We start from the raw sequence: 19,034 nt of genomic DNA on the forward strand, positions 1-19,034 counted from the left end.
CGGGCGATGATCTACGCGCAACGGGTCTAATTCCAACAATGATCGGGGTCCGGATGTCCAAGCACGCAATCAAGGTCTATCGCCCATCCATTCGCCATGACTCCTATCGGATTGAGTTGCCGCTGTCGCTCCTTGGCTTGCAAGCAGAGTTGGTTTCGATGAAGCGGTCCGGGGAGAACCTCTCGGAACTCCCCGCGCGGTGCAGCCTGGGGCAAAGTCCAGTGATTGATGACGGCGAAACTATACTCGCCGTTTCGAATGCTATTTTGAATGATCTAGCGGCCAAATATGGGGACGGCAGATGGTTGTCTGCCAGCAGGTACCTGGCCGAAGATGAACCAACAATCGCAGACGTGCCAGCGTGCTCGTCCGTTTCGTACATAGTTGATATGCCTGCATTAAAGAATGAACCTTGCCTTATCCGGACCTGGCTTTCAGCTATCGGGTCCCTACCCCATGTCGTAAAGCTCCACCCCAGTAAGAGCAGCTACACCCATGGGTGCGCCCCGAGCTATTAACACGTCCGGTGGCATCGGCTTCTGGTTGTTGCGCCGCTATCAGAGGGAGGCCGTGCATTGATCTTTCTGACCTTTTTTCACGAGGTGTTACTGCTGGTTTTGAGATCTGACGCCATCCTCAACCAAGCCTTTACCAGATAATCACAGTCATACCTACGAGACAGAGTCGCCTATGGATCGCTTCCAGGAAATGCAGATATTTACGGCTGTGGCGGATGAAGAGGGTTTCGCCGCTGCTGCCCGCCGCTTGAATATTTCGCCGCCTAGCGTGACACGTGTGATCGCCGCCATGGAGGAGCGAATCGGCACTCAGTTATTGGCGAGGACTACTCGAAGCCTGCACCTGACGGAGGCGGGCCAGCGCTATCTGGAGGATTGTCGCCGGATACTTGGCGAGGTGGATGAAGCTGAAGAGGCCGCCGCAGGGAGTTACTCAATCCCCTGCGGGCACCTGACCGTGACGGCATCAGTCTTGTTCGGCGAGTTATATATTGCCCCGCTACTGGCCTCGTACCTGGATCAATTTCCCTCCGTACACCTTAACGCGTTATTGGTAGACCGTGTCGTGAGCATGGCAGATGAGGGAATTGACGTAGCGATCCGGATTGGCCATTTGCACGAAAGCAGCCTCAATGCCATCAAGGTCGGAGAAGTTCGACAGGTGATATGCTGGGCACCCTCCTATTTTGAGCGAAACGGCCGCCCAGGCCACCCGGGTGAGCTGAGCACGGCGCGGATTGTTATGTCCTCTGCGAGCCACCTCCTTAGCGACTGGCAATTTGTAAATCAGGGCAACGATCTCAGCTTTCGCTTTCAACCGCGCCTGGTGGTCACGGCGAATCAGGCTGCGATCAACATTGCGTCTCTAGGGTGGGGAATAACGCGGGTTTTATCCTACCAGGTCGCCAATCATGTCGACGCCGGTAAGCTGGAACTCGTCCTCCGCGACTATGAGCCACCGCCCCTTCCAATCCAGATTGTGTATCAAAAGAGCAACCGAGTTCCTGCAAAAATCCGGACGTTCGTTGATTTCCTCGTCGAGCAGTTGGGGAGTAATGCCGCACTTCAACCCGATAGCCAGAGTACTCTCTGATGGATCGCTATCACGAGATGGTGATGTTCGAAGCGCTTTCGGAGCGCCCGAGCCTAGCGTCGGCCGCACGCCGACTTGCCGTATCGGGACCGACAGTCGTACGTGCCATTGCACGCCTGGAGACACGTCTCGGAGTACGGCTGTTACAGCGGAGCACCCAGGGTGTCGTCTTGACGCTGGCTGGATCAGCGTTCATGGCAGACTGCTCGCGTATTTTGAAGGAGATTGAGGATGCTGAAGCGTCTGCGAGAGGACTTCACGTAAAAGCGCAAGGAAATCTGGTGGTCTTACTGCCGCTACTGTTCAGCCGATATGTTATGACGCCATTGCTCGCGAATTACATGGACGCGTATCCGGAAGTGAACGTCTTTGCTCACTATCATGATCGCTTTCCCAACATGAATGAGGAAGGCTTGGACGTAGCGGTATTAGTTGGTCATCTACCCAACTCATCATTGATTGCTCGGCCGGTAGGATTCGTTCGCTCATTTGTGTGTGGCAGTCCGGCGTATCTTTCAGCGCACGGTGAGCCGACTGCTCCAGAGGACATAAGAAATCACAGACTGGTAGCGACACAGGCATTTCGTGACATCGTTCAGTGGGACTTTCAAAAGCAAGGATTTCCCACCAGCGTCAAAGCACGCTCTCGACTGAGCTGCGCAACGGTCCAGGCCGCAGTTGATGCAACCGCAAATGGGGCAGGTTTGACGCGCTGCTTAAGTTATCCGTTGTACGACTACCTGATGACTGGACGTTTGCAACGAGTATTGCAGCCATATGAACTACCTGCGTTACCCGTTCACGTTGTCTACCGCGAACGCCGCAGGGCATCGATGCGAGTACGAAGTTTTGTCGATTTCATCGTTGAAGGCCTTCGTGAGCATCCAGCCATGCGGCCGGATGCTCTTTGAGTGATGCATCCCACCGTTAGAGCGGGCGTGGATCCTGAATCATTGGGCAGATGCAGCCTTTTCGATAAGGCTGGCGACTACTTTTGGATTGGAGACCATCACGACATGAGACGCCCCTTTGACCGCTATAGCCTGCTTGGCATGAGCGCGTTCAGCCATGAAAACTTGAGCCTGAGGCGGAATGTTTTTGTCCTTATCCCCCCAAACGAACCAAGATGGAATAGTTTTCCAGGCTGGCTCAGTTGACTTCTCATTTAGCGCCGCGACAGTCACTGGACGTTGGGTCGCGGCCATCAGCTTAGCGTCAACCTCTGAGACATCGGCAGCAAACTGGGCGTGAAACTTTTCCTGCTGGATGTAGAGATCCTTACCACCATCAGCCAATGCAACCGGGGGAGCCAACGTCGGTCCCAAGGTTCCACCGGGAAAACGTCCCGATAGGTCAGCAGTCGACTCACCCGCATCCGGGGCGACACCCGCTACGTAAACCAACGCTTTAACATTCTGGTTACCGTAGGCAGCTTCGGTAATGACCGGACCGCCATAGGAGTGGCCGACGAGTACTACGGGAGTCTTGATACTGGTCAACAAATCTGCCACCGACTGCGCGTCACCTTTCAGGCTACGCAATGGGTTTGAAGCGGCAATGACGGGATAGCCGTCTTTTTCCAGAATTTTTACCACGCCATTCCAACTGCTGGAATCGGCAAATGCCCCGTGCACGAGCACGATTGTCGGTTTGGCCGGCGAAGCCAGAGCGGCTGTGGCGCCGGCCATTGCGGCAGTGAATGTCAGGCCTAAAAGTAACTTGTTCATCAAGTGTTCCTGTGAGCTGGGAAGAGGGACAGGCACATGTAAGCTCGCTCCTGTGTCTTGGTTGTGTCCAACCTTGCGGCGGTACGAAACAAACTGTATCAGCGGCCCCTCTTGCTACGAACGCACACAAAACGCACCGTGGTATTTCGGTTTTTGGAACAGTGGATTGCGGGTTTTGGTCGTTCTCCCCAGCGCTCATGAGGCGGACTATGAGTCCAATCACACACTTGCCGCATGCCAAGACCATAGGGGTCCACTGCTATGAAACGCGTACTGATGTTGCTCGCCAACGGTGTAGAACCTCTCGAAATGGCAGCGATCACCGATGTGCTCGGTTGGGCCGATTTGTTGGGTGACCATCCTCTTGAATTAATCAATGCCGGACTTCGCAAACAGATCGTGAGCACCTTTGGCATAACGATTAGTCCGAGCTTTTTGTTGAGCGATCTGGATCTGAACACCTTCGACGCATTAGCACTCCCTGGAGGTTTTGAGCCTTCGGGGTTCTATGAGGAAGCGTTGAGTGAGCCCTTCCTGGCGACTATTCGCCACTTTGTAGATGCCGGAAAAATCGTCGCCAGCGTATGCGTTTCATCGGTGTGTCTCGGTGCGGCAGGAGCGTTACGTGGCAGGAACGCAACGACCTATCATCAAGAGGGCGGTAAACGGAAGAACCAGCTTGTGGAAACCGGCGCGCATTTCGTAGATCGTCCTATTGTGGTGGATGGTCGAATAATCACTTCCAGCGGGCCGGGTACTGCAACGGAGGTCGCCTTTCAGCTACTGACGCAGCTCACAAGTGCAGAAAACGCGGCTTTTATTCGGCAAAAAATGCGCCTCGCAACGCCCGATATTAGCTGGTATGAAACCCCGCAAGTCCCATAGGGCTCGCATGTATGGGGCGATAGACCGTTCAATCGCGGTTCGGCTGCGCAGCTTCCGTTAGGTGGGAAGCAGTACTTTCCGTATCAGGAAATGGAGGAGCGTTGCTGGCCCGATCTTAGGCATCGGTTTCTATACGACCGCCCTTGCTAGCTACTGTCTGGTTAGCGTGTCAGTCACAGCGGATGCGCAACCGCAACGCAAACCTCGCCCATACGGGAAGGACAGCGCGAGTCCGGATTAGCAAAGTCCCTGTGGACCAGGCTCTCACCGCAATCCCAAAAAGGCTGCTTAACATCCCAACGTTTCTCACAGGTGATCCGCATCAACCACTGCCTTGGCGAAAGCCTGAGGATCTTCTTGCGGCAGGTTATGGCCAACGCCACCGCTCACAAGCCGGTACTCATACTTACCAGTAAAATGCTTCGCATAATCCTGGGCCGCCGGATGGGGTGCCCCATTTGCATCTCCTTCCATAGCAATGGTCGGCACGGTAATAGCCGGGGCTTCAGCCAAACGTTGTTCTAGCGCTTCGTATTGCGGTTCGCCATGAACAAGACCCAAACGCCAGCGGTAGTTAAAGATCGTGATTGCCACGTGATCCGGGTTTTCGAGGGCCGCCGCGCTACGGTCAAAGGTGGCGTCGTCGAACTTCCACTGAGGAGATGCGATCTGCCAGATCAGTTTGGCAAAGTCATGGCGATTTTTTTCATAGCCGGCCTTACCGCGCTCGGTCGCGAAGTAGAACTGATACCACCATTGCAACTCGGCTTTGGGCGGTAGTGGGTTCTTTCCAGCCTCCTGGTTGCCTATCAAATAACCGCTGACCGATACCAGCGCTTTCACACGTTCCGGCCAAAGCGCCGCGACAATATCTGCTGAGCGAGCACCACAGTCGTATCCGCCAATGACGGCCCTCTTGACGCTGAGCGCGTCCATGAAGTCGATCACATCGCTGGCGAGCGCCGCGGGCTGCCCGTTCCGCTCGGTTTTTCCTGACAAGAAATGGGTGTCGCCATATCCGCGGGCCTCCGGGATGAGTACCCGATATCCCTGCGCAGCAAGCAACGGCGCGACGTCGCTGTAGCTATGTATGTCGTACGGCCAGCCGTGAAGAAGGATAACAACTGGGCCATCAGCCGGGCCAACCTCAGCATAAGAGACATCCAGCAAACCGGCATTCACATGTTTCAATGCGCCGAAGGAATCAGATTTAGAAGCCGCGGTGTCAGCCTGTACAGATAACGGTGTTGCGGCCTGGGCTTGAGTCATCCCGAGGATTCCCAGTTGAACGAACGCGAGCACGATGGCAGATCGTCTCCATGACCGCCGAGCGCTTAAGACGGGTTGCGTAACGCGATAAATGTTCGTTTTCATGTCGGAATCCTCAATTCGGCGAATTGCTGTTTGTCACAAGGGGTCGTGTCCGTCGGGCCAGTGCACGACGTGCACAATTCAACGCGACAATATATTTAGGCAGGATTCACCCGCCGTCATTGCCACAAGAGGCGAATTTCGTGTAGTCGAGGTTGTTCTGCACCCCGTGTGAATCCAGATAGGTCATGCGGACATCAACAATTCCACAACCGTCGCTTGGAACAATAGTTATGACTTTTTCGATGTCAGCGTGCGCAAAACTATTGGTGTTTCGCGCGGTGCCGTTCACGTCGGCATAAGCAGCAGATGCCGCAATGTTCAGCGAAACAAACAAGCCCACCGCAGCAATATTGGCCCAGGCTTTCATAATTTTCTCGCGACGATAATGGAATGGGACTCTGAGACAAATTGCTCTCTCTCTATTAGTCCATTTAACCGGCGGGAGGTATCTTGGATGTGTCGTAAAACACGCTTGGGTGAGGCATAACGTGTCGACTAGCGCACGGGATACACAGCCATACAATTCACCTATGCCGGTCGGGCCGATTGTCATAGACAGAGACCGTTTTCAGCACCGGCGACTCTGCGGGCCCTTCACTGCGTTGCAAGCGAGCGGCGAGATCCATCTGGCTGACGAGCCGGCATTTTCCATGCTAACGATCGCGTTGCCTTCAAGGCATAGGAGGCTGGGTACCTCGGAATCTGTAATGAGTGGCTAGACGCCCAATATCAGAGTCTCGCAGCCCTGCGCGGGCACCGAACAGCAAATCAGCACCTCACCTTCTGGCGGCGGGTCCGCAGGCATCAGAAGGTAATGCACCTTGCCACCAAGTAAAGTTGTTTTGCACGTGCCGCACGAGCCACCACGACAGCTGAATTCCGGGCTTAAGCCACGATCTTCAGCCAACTCAAGCAACGTGCCACCGCCGGGGATCCACCGCGCTTCTTTAGCGCTTGCAGAGAACAATACCTTTACCGCTTGATCGGAAGCTGGCACCTGTTCCTCAGCAGGGATCGTCCGTTCAATGTCGCGTTTTAGAGTGGATGGGCCGAACGTTTCCGCGTGTAGGCGATCGTCGGGTATGCGCATAGCTCTAAGGCCGTCATATACGACTGAGTAAAGCCGGCAGGACCGCAAAGATAATAGTCATAGTCGTTGAGAGGTAACAGGTTCTTCAGGAGTTCGAGATCGATCCGGCCCGCCAACTCGAAACCATCGCCTTCTTTGGCATCTGTCTCTGGTTTGCTGATAAGGCGCAACGCGTGCACCTTATCTCCACCTTGACTGGCGAGTTCCGTGATTTCATCACGAAATGCCAAGTCCGCGACAGATCGAGCGCTTTGCACAATCCACGTCTTACGCATGCGGTTGATACGCTTCCCCTCGTATATGACTTCACGAAACATGGACAAGAGTGGAGTAATGCCAACGCCGGCGGCAAGCAATACAAGCGGCCGCCTTTCTTGTGCGTCTACCGTGAAATGACCTTGAGGGGCACGGGCTTCAACGATGTCACCTACTTTGACGTTGTCATGCAGGTGTGAGGAAACAGCACCCTCGCGTTTGACACTGATTCGCACAAACGAATCTGAGGGGGCACTGGAAAGGCTGTAAGTACGGATTGATGGCGAGTGTTGCCCCTCTAAAAGAAACCGGACGGGGAGGTGCTGCCCGGCAGTGTACCTCGGAAGAACGATGCCATTCGTAGAACCGAAGTAGAAGGAACGTATGCCCTGGCTCTCGTCCACTATGCGAGTCACTACGAGTGTCCGCCATGTGTTGCGTAATCCCTCCGCTTCGAGGCGCTCAGCGGCCTCCTCCCAGCTACCAGTCATTAAAGCGTTAGGCGAACTACCCTCCGGCTCGTCTATCCAGCGCAGGGGCACCGCGCTTTGCCGGTGGATGATAAGTCGAGGTTTGAACCGCCATAGCCGCTCGGCGCCCTGGAACGCGGCTATTTCGGGGCTGTCCAGTAATACCTCGGCCTCGCCAGTCATCTGTAGCAAATCACCGGACTTAACATCTATAAATAATAGCCCTGCACGCGGGTTAAGAAGGATATTGCCTAACGTATTGAAGAAGAGATTCCCTGAGAAATCTGGAATTGTCAGTGTCCCATCTTCATCGATACGGACAAACCCAGGCTTGCCACCGCGATGCGAGGCATCAACTTGTCGCTGCCCATTGCGCACTACATAAGTTGCCACATAGAACGCATCAGCTGCGCTGATTATGTCGCGAGCGGCCGAATCAAGAACATGGGTTTGAGTGGTAACGCCCACAGGCTCATCGACAAATTTATGTTGCCGCAAATTGATGTAGCGGGGGCAATTTCCATAGGCCTGGGTTACCGAGATCTCAAATCCGTCATCCACGCTGCGGCGTACAGTACCGTTCATTCGATTACGTCGGCGAGTATGCAACTCAATGCCCAGCATTCCGATAGCGTCACCATCGTTCATGCCCAACTCAGCTGGATCAGACGGCTCACGCGCAAGAATGAACGATAGCGTTTGGGGGTTGGGAGATGCCATGAAGCCTGGCTCCCCGCACCGGACGGTGGCCCAAACGTCGTCTTTGTGGTCCACGGTTCCCAGGACAACAAATGGAAGCTGGCTAAAAAACTCACGATGTTGGTCTGGCATCCAGTCACGAGCCATCTGTCGTTGGCCAGGTCCGACCATTAACTCGACAGCGCCGACGGAGCGCTGCATAAACAGCTCCCCCTCATGCCATGGTGAGTTGTTTACCCCATCAGGCGTCTCTTCCATCACGCTTTCCTCATCCACACAGTTAAGGGAATAGCGCCGCTCCCAGTGCCTTCATGAATATAGTGATCAAAAAGCGTTACAACCAGCGATCGGCGATAACCATCGAAGAATTCATCAAGCAAGGTCTATGATCGACAGCAGTAGCAATGAATAGGGCACTGCTATTTCAGAATGCAAAATTATCTTAGGCACAAACAGCCCTATTATTGCCCGAAACCTAATTCAGTATTTCGGGAGTAGGCCGTACGCCCTGCCCTTGCCTTTCAAACAGCCCTGCTAAACTTCCCATGCTGACTAAGCCACCACCGCCTTGCAGAGGGTCTACTCTATGGCTGAGTGGTCATTTTCAATCAGCGCCGATGTGTAGGGAGCTTGTATGGAAAGAACAACCCTGCCAGCCGCGATCATTCTCGCTGGCTTCTCATTAGGGGTGAACGCGGCTGAGACAAAACCGCACGGGTTTGTCGAAGATAGCCAAGCCACGGTCAGCTCTCGCACGATGTACTACTCAAATGACAACCGCGATGGGGGACTGGACCAACGTGAAACTGCGACGGCTCTTAAATTCAATTTCGTATCCGGATTCACCCAAGGCACGGTAGGTTTTGGCGTGGACCTGGCATCGCTGGTTGCCGTGCATTTAGACGGGGGCAAAGGCCATCACCCCGATGCCAATACGTTTTTCCCAAGCGACTCTGACGCCTCCTCTGTTCACTCGTGGAACCGAGCAGGCGGAACGTTAAAAGCGCGCATCTCAAAAACAGAGCTAGGCATAGGCAACATTTTCACTCCCAACCTGCCGGTACTGCTCGCCACAGACTCACGGCTTGTTTATCAAAATTTCGGCGGGGGGATCGTCACGTCCAGAGAGATCGACGGCCTCACCCTCACCGCTGGGAAGATCGATCAGTCCTCCGGCAGGGCAACTAGCAACCCTACGGGGTTGGCGTTAGCGGGAGGTGCAAAGGACTCGAACGACTTTCGCTTTGGAGGTGGTGATTGGAAAGCAACAAAGGATCTGACACTCCAATATTATTTCGCAAGGCTAGAGAATTACTACAAGCAGAATTTTTTCGGCGCAGTTCACGTGCTTTCTCTGGAGGGAGACCAGTCGTTCAAAACCGATCTGCGCTACTTCGATAGTGATTCTGATGGTAAAAACGGCGAGGTCGGATATAGGTTTAACAACAATGGAGGGTACGCGAAACGTGCTGGCGAGGTCGATAACAAGACGTGGAGCGCCATGTTTACGTACTCCATCGGAGGACATGCGTTCATGCTGGGTCACGTAAGTGTTAGTGACGATGGGGGCTTCGTGTGGCTGAACCAGGGGAACGTTGTGGATGGTCGAAATAGACCTGAGGGCAATGGTGGTACAGCGTTTTACTTATTCACGGACGCTATCGTTGGCAACTTCTCCAGGGCGGGTGAGCAAACCAATTTCGGACAATATGTTTATGACTTCAAAAAGGTAGGTTTACCTGGCTTGAAAACATCCATTTCCTACCTGAGCGGAGATGACATCAGGGATATGGGAGGTCGCGGCGACCACAAGGAATGGGAACGTGACATGCGAGTCGACTATGTCATCCAGACGGGTCCACTTAAAGGCTTTGGGACGACGCTACGCCACGGTACCTACCGAAGTGATGGCTCTGCGTTAGCTGATACGGATCAAACGCGCCTTATATTCAACTACAGCTATACCTTTCTCTGAATCACACATTTAGCAGCCATTGCTCGACTGCCATCGCGAAGATTCTGGAACACACTATTCATGCTATAGGCTTGCCAGGACGTGCCAGGTTGTTCTTGCAAAGTAACGCGACAATCGGTCCAAAGACCGCGCATTAACGCGTTGTATCGATGGCAAAACCAATTAGGGATTCCGCCAGATAGCTCGCCTCTGAATAATCGCAGTCAGCTTCTGGAGTGAGCGGCATTTAGACCAGTTAACCGCCAGCGGCGGGCAGGCTTCGTATTAAGCTACCGGCATGCTCGTTTGGAGCTCAGGACCGGAATGGGTTCTCACACGCGAGCGGAGAGTTAGGTGCAGACGCCGCACCCACGCAAAGGTCAGTCATCATGCAATCAAAGCATTCGTTAAATGGCGAGAGGTACGGGCCGCGATAGAAGGCTCACTATAAGCCCTTTATTTATAGAGCGGAGAGATAAAGATTTGAACCCTAGGTACTGTCGCCAGTACGACGGATTTCGAATCCGTCCCGTTCGGCCACTCCGGCATCTCTCCAACGGCGCGCATCATAACAGGAGGATGGGAAGTGGAGCGATCTTGGACCGCGAGTGGACTGAGATCGATATTGGGTGGGGGGTGGGAAAAGTAAGAGGTGAACTGAGCCAGCAACGACCAAAGTCTGTAGGTTCGTAGCGACTTTCACTCTGCTAGGTAGCTGGTTGACCACGACAGCAGTAATAAAGGCACGAACGGAAACAAAAAAGCCCCAGAAGCATAACTTCTGGGGCTTTTCAAATAATGGCGGAGAGATAGGGATTTGAACCCTAGGTACTGTCGCCAGTACAACGGATTTCGAATCCGTCCCGTTCGGCCACTCCGGCATCTCTCCAACGGCGCGCATCATAACAGTTCGTTCGAAGAACGCGAACCCTTTTTAAGGATTTTTTCGCGTTCTTTCAGATGCTTGCAGCGTTTTCCGCTTAAAGCTCTGGATCAGAGCGGTACGCCGAGACGCTGGGCGACTTCTTCGTAGGCTTCGATGACATCACCGAGGCCCTGACGGAAGCGGTCCTTGTCCATTTTCTTGCGGGTCTCTTTGTCCCACAGACGGCAGCCGTCCGGGCTGAATTCGTCACCGAGAACGATCGAGCCGTCGCTGAACACGCCGAACTCAAGCTTGAAGTCGACCAGTAGCAGGCCGGCGTCGTCGAACAGTTTGCTCAGGACTTCGTTGACCTTCAGCGACAGTTCTTTCATGCGAACCAGCTGCTCGGCGGTGCCCCAACCGAACGCGACAACGTGGGAGTCGTTGATGAACGGGTCGCCCTTGGCGTCGTCCTTCAGGAACAGCTCGAAGGTGTAAGGGTTGAGCTTCATGCCCTCTTCCACGCCCAGGCGCTTGACCAGGCTGCCGGCGGCGTAGTTACGCACGACGCATTCGACCGGAATCATGTCGAGCTTCTTGACCAGCACTTCGTTGTCGGCCAGCAGCTTGTCGAACTGGGTCGGAACGCCTGCGGCTTCCAGCTTCTGCATGATGAAGGCGTTGAACTTGTTGTTCACCATGCCTTTGCGGTCGAGCTGTTCGATGCGCTTGCCGTCGAACGCCGAGGTGTCGTTGCGGAACAAAAGGATCAAGCGGTCAGCGTCGTCGGTCTTGTAAACCGACTTGGCTTTGCCGCGGTAGAGTTCTTCACGTTTTTCCATGATGGGCTCCGCTTGCTGAATCTTTGAATAGTGGGGGGCGAGTCGCCCGTTTGGGACGCTAGGCGATTTCGCGCCAGTCGAGCCCTGAATCCTGATCGGCCAATTGTAGCCAGTCTGCGTCGCACCCAAGGGTGTCGACGAAACATTGCCGGGCCAGATGCGGCAGATTGTTCTTGCTGCTCAGATGGGCCAGCACCAGGTGCTGCAGATCCTGCCATCCCAACTCGTTCACCAGACCGGCAGCCTGATGATTGTTCAAATGACCGTGATCACCGCCCACCCGCTGCTTGAGAAAGTACGGGTACTGACCTCGGGCAAGCAGATCGCGGCAGTGATTGGACTCGACCATGAGCGCATCGAGTCCGCGGTAGCTGTCGAGCACCATCGGGCAATACGAGCCAAGGTCGGTCAACAGGCCGAAACGCCGGCGCCCGTCGTTGAACACGAACTGCGTCGGTTCCAGCGCATCGTGGGCCACCGACACCACGTCGATGCCCAAACTGCCAATGCGCAGACCCTGCCCGCCCACCAGCCGAAGGCCGGCTTCGACCGGCTTGCGCATGCCGCGCAGCGTGCCGTCGCTGAGGTACACCGGCACATCGTAGCGCCGAGACAGCAAACCCACGCCATGCACATGATCGGCATGTTCGTGGGTCACTAGAATGGCGCTGAGCTGTTTACCGCTGACGCCCAGCCTGTCGAGCCGTCGTTCGGTTTCCCGCAGGGAGAAACCGCAATCGACCAGCACGTACGTGTCGTTGCTCGCAACCAGCGTGGCGTTGCCGCGACTGCCGCTGCCCAGAACCGCGAAGCGCACTTAACCCAGGTTGTCCTGAATGACGCTCAGCACACGACGAGCGACTTCCGTCGGCGCCACGGTGTTGATGTTCTTCTCGACCGTGACCTGAACGTTCTCGCCGACCTTGCTCAGGCGAACCTGATAACGCTCGGCGCGGGCTTCTTTCTCTTCCTTGGACTCTTCACTGCCGAACACGCGACTGAGGAAGCCAGGCTTGTTTTCAGGCTTGTCGGCTTTTTCCGCCAGGTTGATGTAGTACAGGCCCAGGCTGCGGTTGATGTCTTCAACGCGCCAGTCGCCCTGGTTAAGCGCACGACCGACGCTCGACCACGCGCGATCCAAATCCGCGCCCAGGTTCAGCACCGGGTTGCCGCTGCCGTCTTCACTGAGGGAAACGCGGCTTGGGGTGTCGAAATCACGCGCCGCCAGCAGGGACACCGAACCGCCCTTCTCGGCGGTGCGGGTCAGGCTGGCCAGCATGTCGTCGGTCAGCACGGAGTCGAGGCCGACGTTGGTGCTGCGCGACGGGAATGCAGGATCATCCTTGCTGCCGGCCGGACGCTGCACGCTGACCACATAGATTTCGCTGGTGTTGCGCTGCACGCCCGGCTCGATACGAACGCGGACGCGGGTTTCAGTGCTGGCGGCATCGCCACTCGAGCCCATGCGCTTGGCAACCGATGCCGACAATTCGTCCATACGCTGCCAGGTGGTGTTGAATTCACCGGTCTGCGGACGATCTTCGGCGATGCGGAAACCGTTGTCTTCGAAGTACTGATGCGCCACTGGCCATACTTCAGCCGGCGCGCGCTGGGCGAGAATCCAGCGGTTGTCGCCGCTCTTCTGCAGGGTGTAGTCGCCGGAGTCCTGAACAGTGGACAGCGGTTGCGGACGCGGCACGGTGAATTCACCCTTCTGGGTGTCATCGGCGACGTTGCGCGGGATCGGCAGCAACGGGTCCAGGCGTTTGACTTCCTGAACGCCTTCGGGCATCTGCATCGGCGGCTTCTGGGTCGCTTCCAGGTAATCGCTGCTGCGATCGCGGAAATAACCGTCCTGGCCAAAAAGCCAGCTGCAACCGCTGGTGCTGGAGATAATCAAGGCTAGTGCGGAAAGTCCGGCCAGTCGCTTCATTGCGTAATGCTTCCTCATTAGACCAATACACCGGACTGGCGCAGGGCCTGACGCAGCGGCTCGTGGCAGGACTCGCTGAGCCAGGTGAGCGGCAGACGAATACCGTCTGGCATCAAACCCATCTCATGCAGGGCCCATTTCACGGGAATAGGGTTCGATTCGATGAACAGAGTCTTGTTCAGCGGCATCAGTTTTTCGTGGATGGCGCGGGCGGTGTCGGCGTCACCGGCCATCGCGGCCTTGCACAGGTCGGCCATGGCGCGCGGCGCGACGTTGGCGGTGACCGAGATGTTGCCTTTGCCGCCGAGCAACATCAGCTCAACTGCGGTTGCGTCGTCGCCGGAATAGACCAGGAAGTCGCTGCTCACGCCGGCAAGAATATCCTTGGCGCGCTGCAGGTCTCCGGTGGCTTCCTTGATGGCGATGATGTTTTTGACTGTCGACAGGCGGATAACGGTCTCGGCTGACATGTCGCAGGCGGTACGGCCCGGCACGTTATACAGAATCTGCGGGATGTCGACGGCTTCGGCGATGTGCTTGAAGTGCTGGTACAAGCCTTCCTGGGTCGGCTTGTTGTAGTACGGGGTGACCAGCAGGCAGGCATCGGCACCGGCGTTCTTGGCGTTGGTGGTCAGTTCGACCGCCTCGCGGGTGGAGTTGGCGCCGGTGCCGGCGATGACCGGGATGCGGCCAGCGACCTGCTGTACCACGCGGCGGATGACTTCGATGTGCTCGTTGACGTCGAGCGTCGCGGATTCACCTGTTGTGCCGACGGCAACAATGGCGTTGGTGCCCTCTTGCAGGTGAAAGTCCACCAGTTTGCTCAGGCTGTCCCAATCGAGACGACCTTGTGCATCCATGGGTGTGACCAGTGCCACCATACTGCCCGCAATCATGCAAACCGCTCCTGCCGGAAAAAGAGAGCGGTAATGGTACTGGCGCCATGATCCTTGCACAAGGCGAGCATTCCCCTCGGCGCCGGTTTTCGCTACCCTTCGGTCTTTGATCGGTACGGGTCATCTGCCCGGCTCGTTCGACTGCTCGATTTTGTCGTCACTTACCCCGCCCTGCGTCGTTATCGCGCGCCATGACAGGCTCATGGCCGCGACTGGCGGCTGTGGGTCGGGGCGACATCACGATGCCTTCGTCCGTCGAGCCCGCCGGCACAGGCCTGCTGCGTACCGACCGCTCATCGTTTAGGAATGCTGCATGTCATCCATCCCCACAGTTCGCGAACAATTCCTTGTCATCAGTGCCCTTGGCGCCAACCCAATGGAGCTGACCAACGTCCTGTGCCGCGCCAGTAACGAAAGCCGTTGCTCGGTCGTCAGCTCACGCCTCACTCGCCATGGCGAATGCAGCGCGCTGATCCTGCAGATCTCCGGCAGTTGGGACGCCCTGGCGCGTCTGGAAACCGGTCTGCCCAATCTGGCGAAGAAACACGCCTTCACCGTCAATGTGGTGCGCAGTGCTTCGCTGGAAAACCGTCCGGAAGCCCTGCCCTACGTGGCCTACGTCAGTTCGGCGTACCGCCCGGACATCATCAATGAGCTGTGCCAGTTCTTCATCGACCACAACGTGGAACTGGAAAACCTGATCTGCGACACCTATCAGGCACCGCAGACCGGCGGCACCATGCTCAACGCGACGTTCACCGTGACATTGCCAGCCGGCACCCAGATCAGCTGGTTGCGTGATCAGTTCCTGGACTTCGCCGACGCACTCAACCTCGATGCGCTGATCGAACCATGGCGCCCTCAAGCACCGATGTAAGGAGTTTCGAATGGCTGTAGAACTCGACCAACCCGTTGCCGACTTCCAGGTGCAGGCCACCAGCGAACAGGCGGTCAGCCTGTCGGCGCTCAAAGGTCAGCAAGTTGTCCTTTATTTCTACCCGAAGGACAGCACCCCTGGCTGCACCACCCAGGGCCAGGGCTTTCGCGATCATCACGCCGACTTCAAGGCCGCCAACACGGTGGTGTTCGGTGTGTCGCGGGACAGCCTGAAATCCCACGAGAACTTCAAGGCCAAGCAGGAATTCCCGTTTGAGCTGATCTCGGACAAGGATGAATCGCTGTGCCAGTTGTTCGATGTGATCAAGCTGAAAAAGCTGTACGGCAAGGAATACCTGGGCGTCGACCGCAGCACCTTCCTGATCGACAAGGACGGTGTGCTACGCAAGGAATGGCGCGGCGTGAAGGTGCCGGGGCATGTGGCGGCGGTGCTGGAAGCGGCTCAGGCGCTGAACCAGGCTTGATCGCCATACTGTAGGAGTGAGCTTGCTCGCGATCGGGTTCGTTTAGTCATCGTATATTGACCTGGACAACGCCGATCGCGAGCAAGCTCACTCCTACAAAAAGCAAGGCAACACCTACAACAACGGCGCCACTGTCGGTTCGTTCCGTGGCCATGCATCCAGCACGGCCTTGAACAGGGTCGCCAGCGGGATCGCAAAGAAAATCCCCCAGAACCCCCACAGCCCGCCGAACAACAGCACGGCGCAGATGATCGCGACCGGGTGCAGGCTCACAGTCTGGGAGAACAGCAGCGGCACCAGCACGTTGCCGTCCAGAGTCTGGATGATGCCGTAGACCGCCATCAGATAGATGAACTGATCGCTCCAGCCCCACTGGAACAGCGCGATGAACGCCACGGGCACGGTCACCACGACTGCGCCCACATACGGCACGACCACCGAGATCCCCACCAGCATGGCCAGCAACGCCGAGTAATTCAGGCCCATGGTCACGAAGGCGATGTAAGTCACCCCGCCGCAGATGAAGATCTCGATGACCTTGCCGCGAATGTAGTTGGCGATCTGCCGATTCATTTCCTCGGCCACATGGGTAATCAGCGTACGTTCGCGGGGCAGATAGCCTCTCGCCCAGCGGCTGATCATCCGACGATCCTTGAGGAAGAAGAACACCAGGATCGGCACCAGCACCAGGTAGATCATCATGTTGACCAGCAGCGGCAAGCTGGACAGGGAAAACGTCAGCGCCCATTGCCCGAACTTGCCGACCTCGCCGCGCGCCACTTCTATCGCCTGCAAGACCTGCTCGTCCGACACCAGATGCGGATAACGCTCCGGCAGCAGCAACAGCAAGGACTGCCACTTGGCGAGCATGCCGGGCAATTCATTGAACAAGGTAATGAGCTGGCGCCACAGCAGAGGCACCAGCACCAGCAGAAACAGCGCCAGCGCACCCATGAACAAGGCGAAGACCAGTCCGACTGCGCCACCTTCCGGGACCCGCAGGCGTTCAAGCAGGTTGACCAACCCGTGCATCAGAAACGCAAGCACCAGCCCGGCCAGCACCGGGGCGAGCATGCCGCCGAGGGTGAGAACAACGGTAAATCCGAGAACCAACAGCACTGCCAGCACTACCGCTTCCTCGTCGGAAAAGTAGCGCTGTATCCAGTCGCGAAGCACTTTGAACATCAAGAATCCTAAGGGGGGGTTGCGAGGGGTCAGAAACGCTCAGGCCTTGCGTAGCCAGTACCGATAAATGCCGTCAGCGTTTTCTTCGTGCAGCAGCGCATGCCCGGCCAGTTTTGCAAAGGTACGGAAGTCGCGCTGCGAGCCTGCGTCCGTGGCCGTCACTTTGAGGACCGCGCCGCTGGCCAGACGGTTGAGCTCCATCTTGGCCTTGAGCAAAGGAAGCGGGCAGTTGAGACCGCTTGCATCAAGCTCTGCATCGCAGGCTGCGGGTTGTCCTACAGCGTCAGACATCGTTTCTCTCCGGATAGACACATCCGCCCTCGCATAAAAGCCAACGGGCGGAAGAACATTCTTACAAGTTTTCCAGAATACCCCACTCTGGTCAGCAAGCCATTGAGCCAGCTACAGTGACGCCTTTCTGCCCCAGAGTTTCGTGCATGAATTTTTTGCGCCCCACGCTGCTGACACTCGCATGCCTGCTGGCAGCTCCGAGTTTCGCAGAAGATGACCTGCCCTCCCTCGGCGACGCGAGTTCATCCATCGTTTCTCCGCAGCAAGAACATGACCTGGGGCGTGCCTGGCTCGGGCTGCTGCGCTCTGAAGTGGCGCAGCTGTCCGACCCGCTGCTCAAGGACTTCGTCGAGTCCTCGGTCTATCGGCTCGCCGAAACCAGCCAGGTGCAGGACCGCCGCCTCGAATTCATTCTGATCAACACGCCGGAGATCAACGCCTTCGCAGCGCCCGGCGGGATCATAGGGGTCAACGGCGGGTTGTTCCTCCACGCTGAAACCGAAGGCGAATACGCCGCGGTCCTCGCCCACGAACTGGCTCACTTGTCGCAACGGCACTTTGCCAGGGGCGTACAGGCGCAACAGCGCATGCAAGTGCCGGTGATGGCGGCGATGCTCGCGGGTATCGTCATGGCCGCAGCCGGCGCGGGCGATGCGGGGATTGCCGCGATCGCCGGCACCCAAGCCGCCGCGATCCAGGAGCAGGCGCGATTCTCCCGGCAGAATGAATCGGAAGCGGACCGCATCGGCATCCTCAATCTTGAAAAGGCAGGCTACGACCCGCGCAACATGCCCACCATGTTCGAGCGTTTGGCGCGCCAGTATCGCTATGACGCCAAGCCACCGGAATTCCTGATGAGCCACCCGGTAACGGAGTCCCGCATCGCCGACACCCGAAACCGCGCCGAGCAAGCCAAACCCGGCGGCAAGGAAGACAGCCCCGCGTATCAACTGATGCGCGCGCGCACCGTGCTGATTTACGAAGAAACCCCCGGCATGGCCGCCAAGCGTTTCCGGGCGCAACTGGCCGAGAACCCGAAAAACGACGCGGCTCGCTACGGTCTGGCGCTCGCCCAGACCAAGGCGGGTCAGCTGAATGAGGGCCGCGAGACCCTGAAGCCCTTGCTCGACAAGGCGCCGGACAACATTCCCTACAACCTCGCTGCCGTGAATCTGGACATCTCCAACAATCGTCTGCCCGATGCTCAACAGCGGGTGGACCGAATGCTGAATCTGTATCCAGACAACTACCCGCTCAATCAGGCGAAAGTCGACGTGTTGCTCAAGCAGTCCAAGGCGCCCGAGGCGTTGAAGTCTCTGGAGATTCTGCTGAAGAGTCGTCCAGACGATCCGGACATCTGGAATCAGGTGGCTGACACCCGCGGCCTGTCGGGCAACACCATCGGCCTGCATCAGGCCCGTGCGGAATACTTCGCGCTGATGGGGGATTTCAAGCAGGCCATACAACAGCTTGAATTCGCCAAACGACGGGCGAACAACAACTTCCAGCTGGCCTCACGCATCGACGCGCGGCAGCAGGAAATCATCGCCCAGGAACGGGCGGTGAAGGACATGATGAATTGAGGTCAGCTGCGGT

The 19,034-nt window shown here is 56.8% G+C and carries 17 protein-coding genes, 2 tRNA genes and 1 pseudogene; 8 read left to right on the plus strand and 12 right to left on the minus strand.

Features of this window, described 5'->3' with window-relative positions:
• Window positions 1-53: 53 nt before the first annotated feature.
• From L4G42_RS01960 to L4G42_RS01970, 3 genes are all read left to right on the plus strand, one after another.
• Window positions 54-518, plus strand: coding sequence for a glutathione S-transferase family protein (locus L4G42_RS01960; protein ID WP_272903790.1), 465 nt, complete (start codon window positions 54-56; stop codon window positions 516-518).
• A gap of 172 nt (window positions 519-690) precedes the next feature.
• Window positions 691-1,611 (plus strand): LysR family transcriptional regulator, encoded by a 921-nt coding sequence (locus L4G42_RS01965; RefSeq protein WP_237260471.1) that lies wholly within the window; start codon window positions 691-693, stop codon window positions 1,609-1,611.
• Window positions 1,611-2,522 (plus strand): LysR family transcriptional regulator, encoded by a 912-nt coding sequence (locus tag L4G42_RS01970; protein WP_237253704.1) that lies wholly within the window; start codon window positions 1,611-1,613, stop codon window positions 2,520-2,522. The genes L4G42_RS01965 and L4G42_RS01970 overlap by 1 nt, the downstream gene beginning before the upstream one ends.
• Before the next feature lie 39 nt (window positions 2,523-2,561).
• On the opposite strand, the gene L4G42_RS01975 is transcribed toward L4G42_RS01970, so the two are convergent.
• A complete protein-coding gene (locus L4G42_RS01975) occupies window positions 2,562-3,299 on the minus strand; it encodes an alpha/beta fold hydrolase (protein ID WP_237253779.1) in 738 nt (245 codons plus the stop codon).
• A 300-nt stretch (window positions 3,300-3,599) separates the two neighbouring features.
• On the opposite strand from L4G42_RS01975, the gene L4G42_RS01980 reads away from it, so the two are divergent.
• A complete protein-coding gene (locus tag L4G42_RS01980) occupies window positions 3,600-4,223 on the plus strand; it encodes a DJ-1/PfpI family protein (RefSeq protein ID WP_237259139.1) in 624 nt (207 codons plus the stop codon).
• A 306-nt stretch (window positions 4,224-4,529) separates the two neighbouring features.
• Here L4G42_RS01980 and L4G42_RS01985 read toward each other — a convergent pair whose 3' ends face one another.
• The 3 genes and pseudogenes from L4G42_RS01985 to L4G42_RS01995 form a co-directional block, all read right to left on the minus strand.
• On the minus strand, window positions 4,530-5,597 hold the full coding sequence (locus L4G42_RS01985; RefSeq protein WP_237260473.1) for an alpha/beta fold hydrolase: 1,068 nt from the start codon (window positions 5,595-5,597) through the stop codon (window positions 4,530-4,532).
• A 106-nt stretch (window positions 5,598-5,703) separates the two neighbouring features.
• A complete protein-coding gene (locus L4G42_RS01990; RefSeq protein WP_237259140.1) occupies window positions 5,704-5,964 on the minus strand; it encodes a DUF2790 domain-containing protein in 261 nt (86 codons plus the stop codon).
• 348 nt (window positions 5,965-6,312) lie between these two features.
• A pseudogene (locus L4G42_RS01995) lies at window positions 6,313-8,369 on the minus strand (2Fe-2S iron-sulfur cluster-binding protein).
• 376 nt (window positions 8,370-8,745) lie between these two features.
• On the opposite strand from L4G42_RS01995, the gene L4G42_RS02000 reads away from it, so the two are divergent.
• Window positions 8,746-10,086 (plus strand): OprD family outer membrane porin, encoded by a 1,341-nt coding sequence (locus L4G42_RS02000; protein ID WP_237253709.1) that lies wholly within the window; start codon window positions 8,746-8,748, stop codon window positions 10,084-10,086.
• 447 nt (window positions 10,087-10,533) lie between these two features.
• Here L4G42_RS02000 and L4G42_RS02005 read toward each other — a convergent pair.
• From L4G42_RS02005 to dapA, 6 genes are all read right to left on the minus strand, one after another.
• A tRNA-Ser gene (locus L4G42_RS02005) sits at window positions 10,534-10,620 on the minus strand.
• A gap of 244 nt (window positions 10,621-10,864) precedes the next feature.
• A tRNA-Ser gene (locus tag L4G42_RS02010) sits at window positions 10,865-10,954 on the minus strand.
• Between the two features lie 104 nt (window positions 10,955-11,058).
• Window positions 11,059-11,772, minus strand: coding sequence for a phosphoribosylaminoimidazolesuccinocarboxamide synthase (gene purC / locus L4G42_RS02015; RefSeq protein ID WP_237253710.1), 714 nt, complete (start codon window positions 11,770-11,772; stop codon window positions 11,059-11,061).
• Between the two features lie 58 nt (window positions 11,773-11,830).
• The gene (locus L4G42_RS02020; RefSeq protein ID WP_237259142.1) at window positions 11,831-12,589 is read right to left on the minus strand and encodes an MBL fold metallo-hydrolase; all 759 of its coding nucleotides are present in this window, start codon (window positions 12,587-12,589) and stop codon (window positions 11,831-11,833) included.
• The gene (gene bamC, locus L4G42_RS02025; protein WP_237253712.1) at window positions 12,590-13,705 is read right to left on the minus strand and encodes an outer membrane protein assembly factor BamC; all 1,116 of its coding nucleotides are present in this window, start codon (window positions 13,703-13,705) and stop codon (window positions 12,590-12,592) included.
• A 17-nt stretch (window positions 13,706-13,722) separates the two neighbouring features.
• Entirely contained in the window at window positions 13,723-14,601 is an 879-nt protein-coding gene (dapA, locus tag L4G42_RS02030; protein WP_237253713.1) for a 4-hydroxy-tetrahydrodipicolinate synthase, read from the minus strand.
• Window positions 14,602-14,914: 313 nt separating this feature from the next.
• Here dapA and L4G42_RS02035 point away from each other — a divergent pair, with 313 nt between their 5' ends.
• A complete protein-coding gene (locus L4G42_RS02035; RefSeq protein WP_037014004.1) occupies window positions 14,915-15,478 on the plus strand; it encodes a glycine cleavage system transcriptional repressor in 564 nt (187 codons plus the stop codon).
• A 10-nt stretch (window positions 15,479-15,488) separates the two neighbouring features.
• Window positions 15,489-15,962 (plus strand): peroxiredoxin, encoded by a 474-nt coding sequence (locus L4G42_RS02040; RefSeq protein WP_192132097.1) that lies wholly within the window; start codon window positions 15,489-15,491, stop codon window positions 15,960-15,962.
• A 114-nt stretch (window positions 15,963-16,076) separates the two neighbouring features.
• On the opposite strand, the gene L4G42_RS02045 is transcribed toward L4G42_RS02040, so the two are convergent.
• Window positions 16,077-17,147 carry an AI-2E family transporter gene (locus L4G42_RS02045; protein ID WP_237253714.1) on the minus strand — a complete coding sequence of 357 codons (1,071 nt, stop codon included), beginning with the start codon at window positions 17,145-17,147 and terminating at the stop codon, window positions 16,077-16,079.
• Window positions 17,148-17,186: 39 nt separating this feature from the next.
• Window positions 17,187-17,438 (minus strand): sulfurtransferase TusA family protein, encoded by a 252-nt coding sequence (locus L4G42_RS02050; protein ID WP_237253715.1) that lies wholly within the window; start codon window positions 17,436-17,438, stop codon window positions 17,187-17,189.
• A gap of 146 nt (window positions 17,439-17,584) precedes the next feature.
• Between L4G42_RS02050 and L4G42_RS02055 the strand changes: the two genes are divergently transcribed.
• Window positions 17,585-19,021 (plus strand): M48 family metalloprotease, encoded by a 1,437-nt coding sequence (locus L4G42_RS02055; protein WP_237253716.1) that lies wholly within the window; start codon window positions 17,585-17,587, stop codon window positions 19,019-19,021.
• Window positions 19,022-19,034: the final 13 nt, after the last annotated feature.

The sequence above is a fragment of the Pseudomonas petrae genome (assembly GCF_021728295.1).
GTDB classification, from domain to species: Bacteria; Pseudomonadota; Gammaproteobacteria; order Pseudomonadales; family Pseudomonadaceae; genus Aquipseudomonas; species Aquipseudomonas petrae.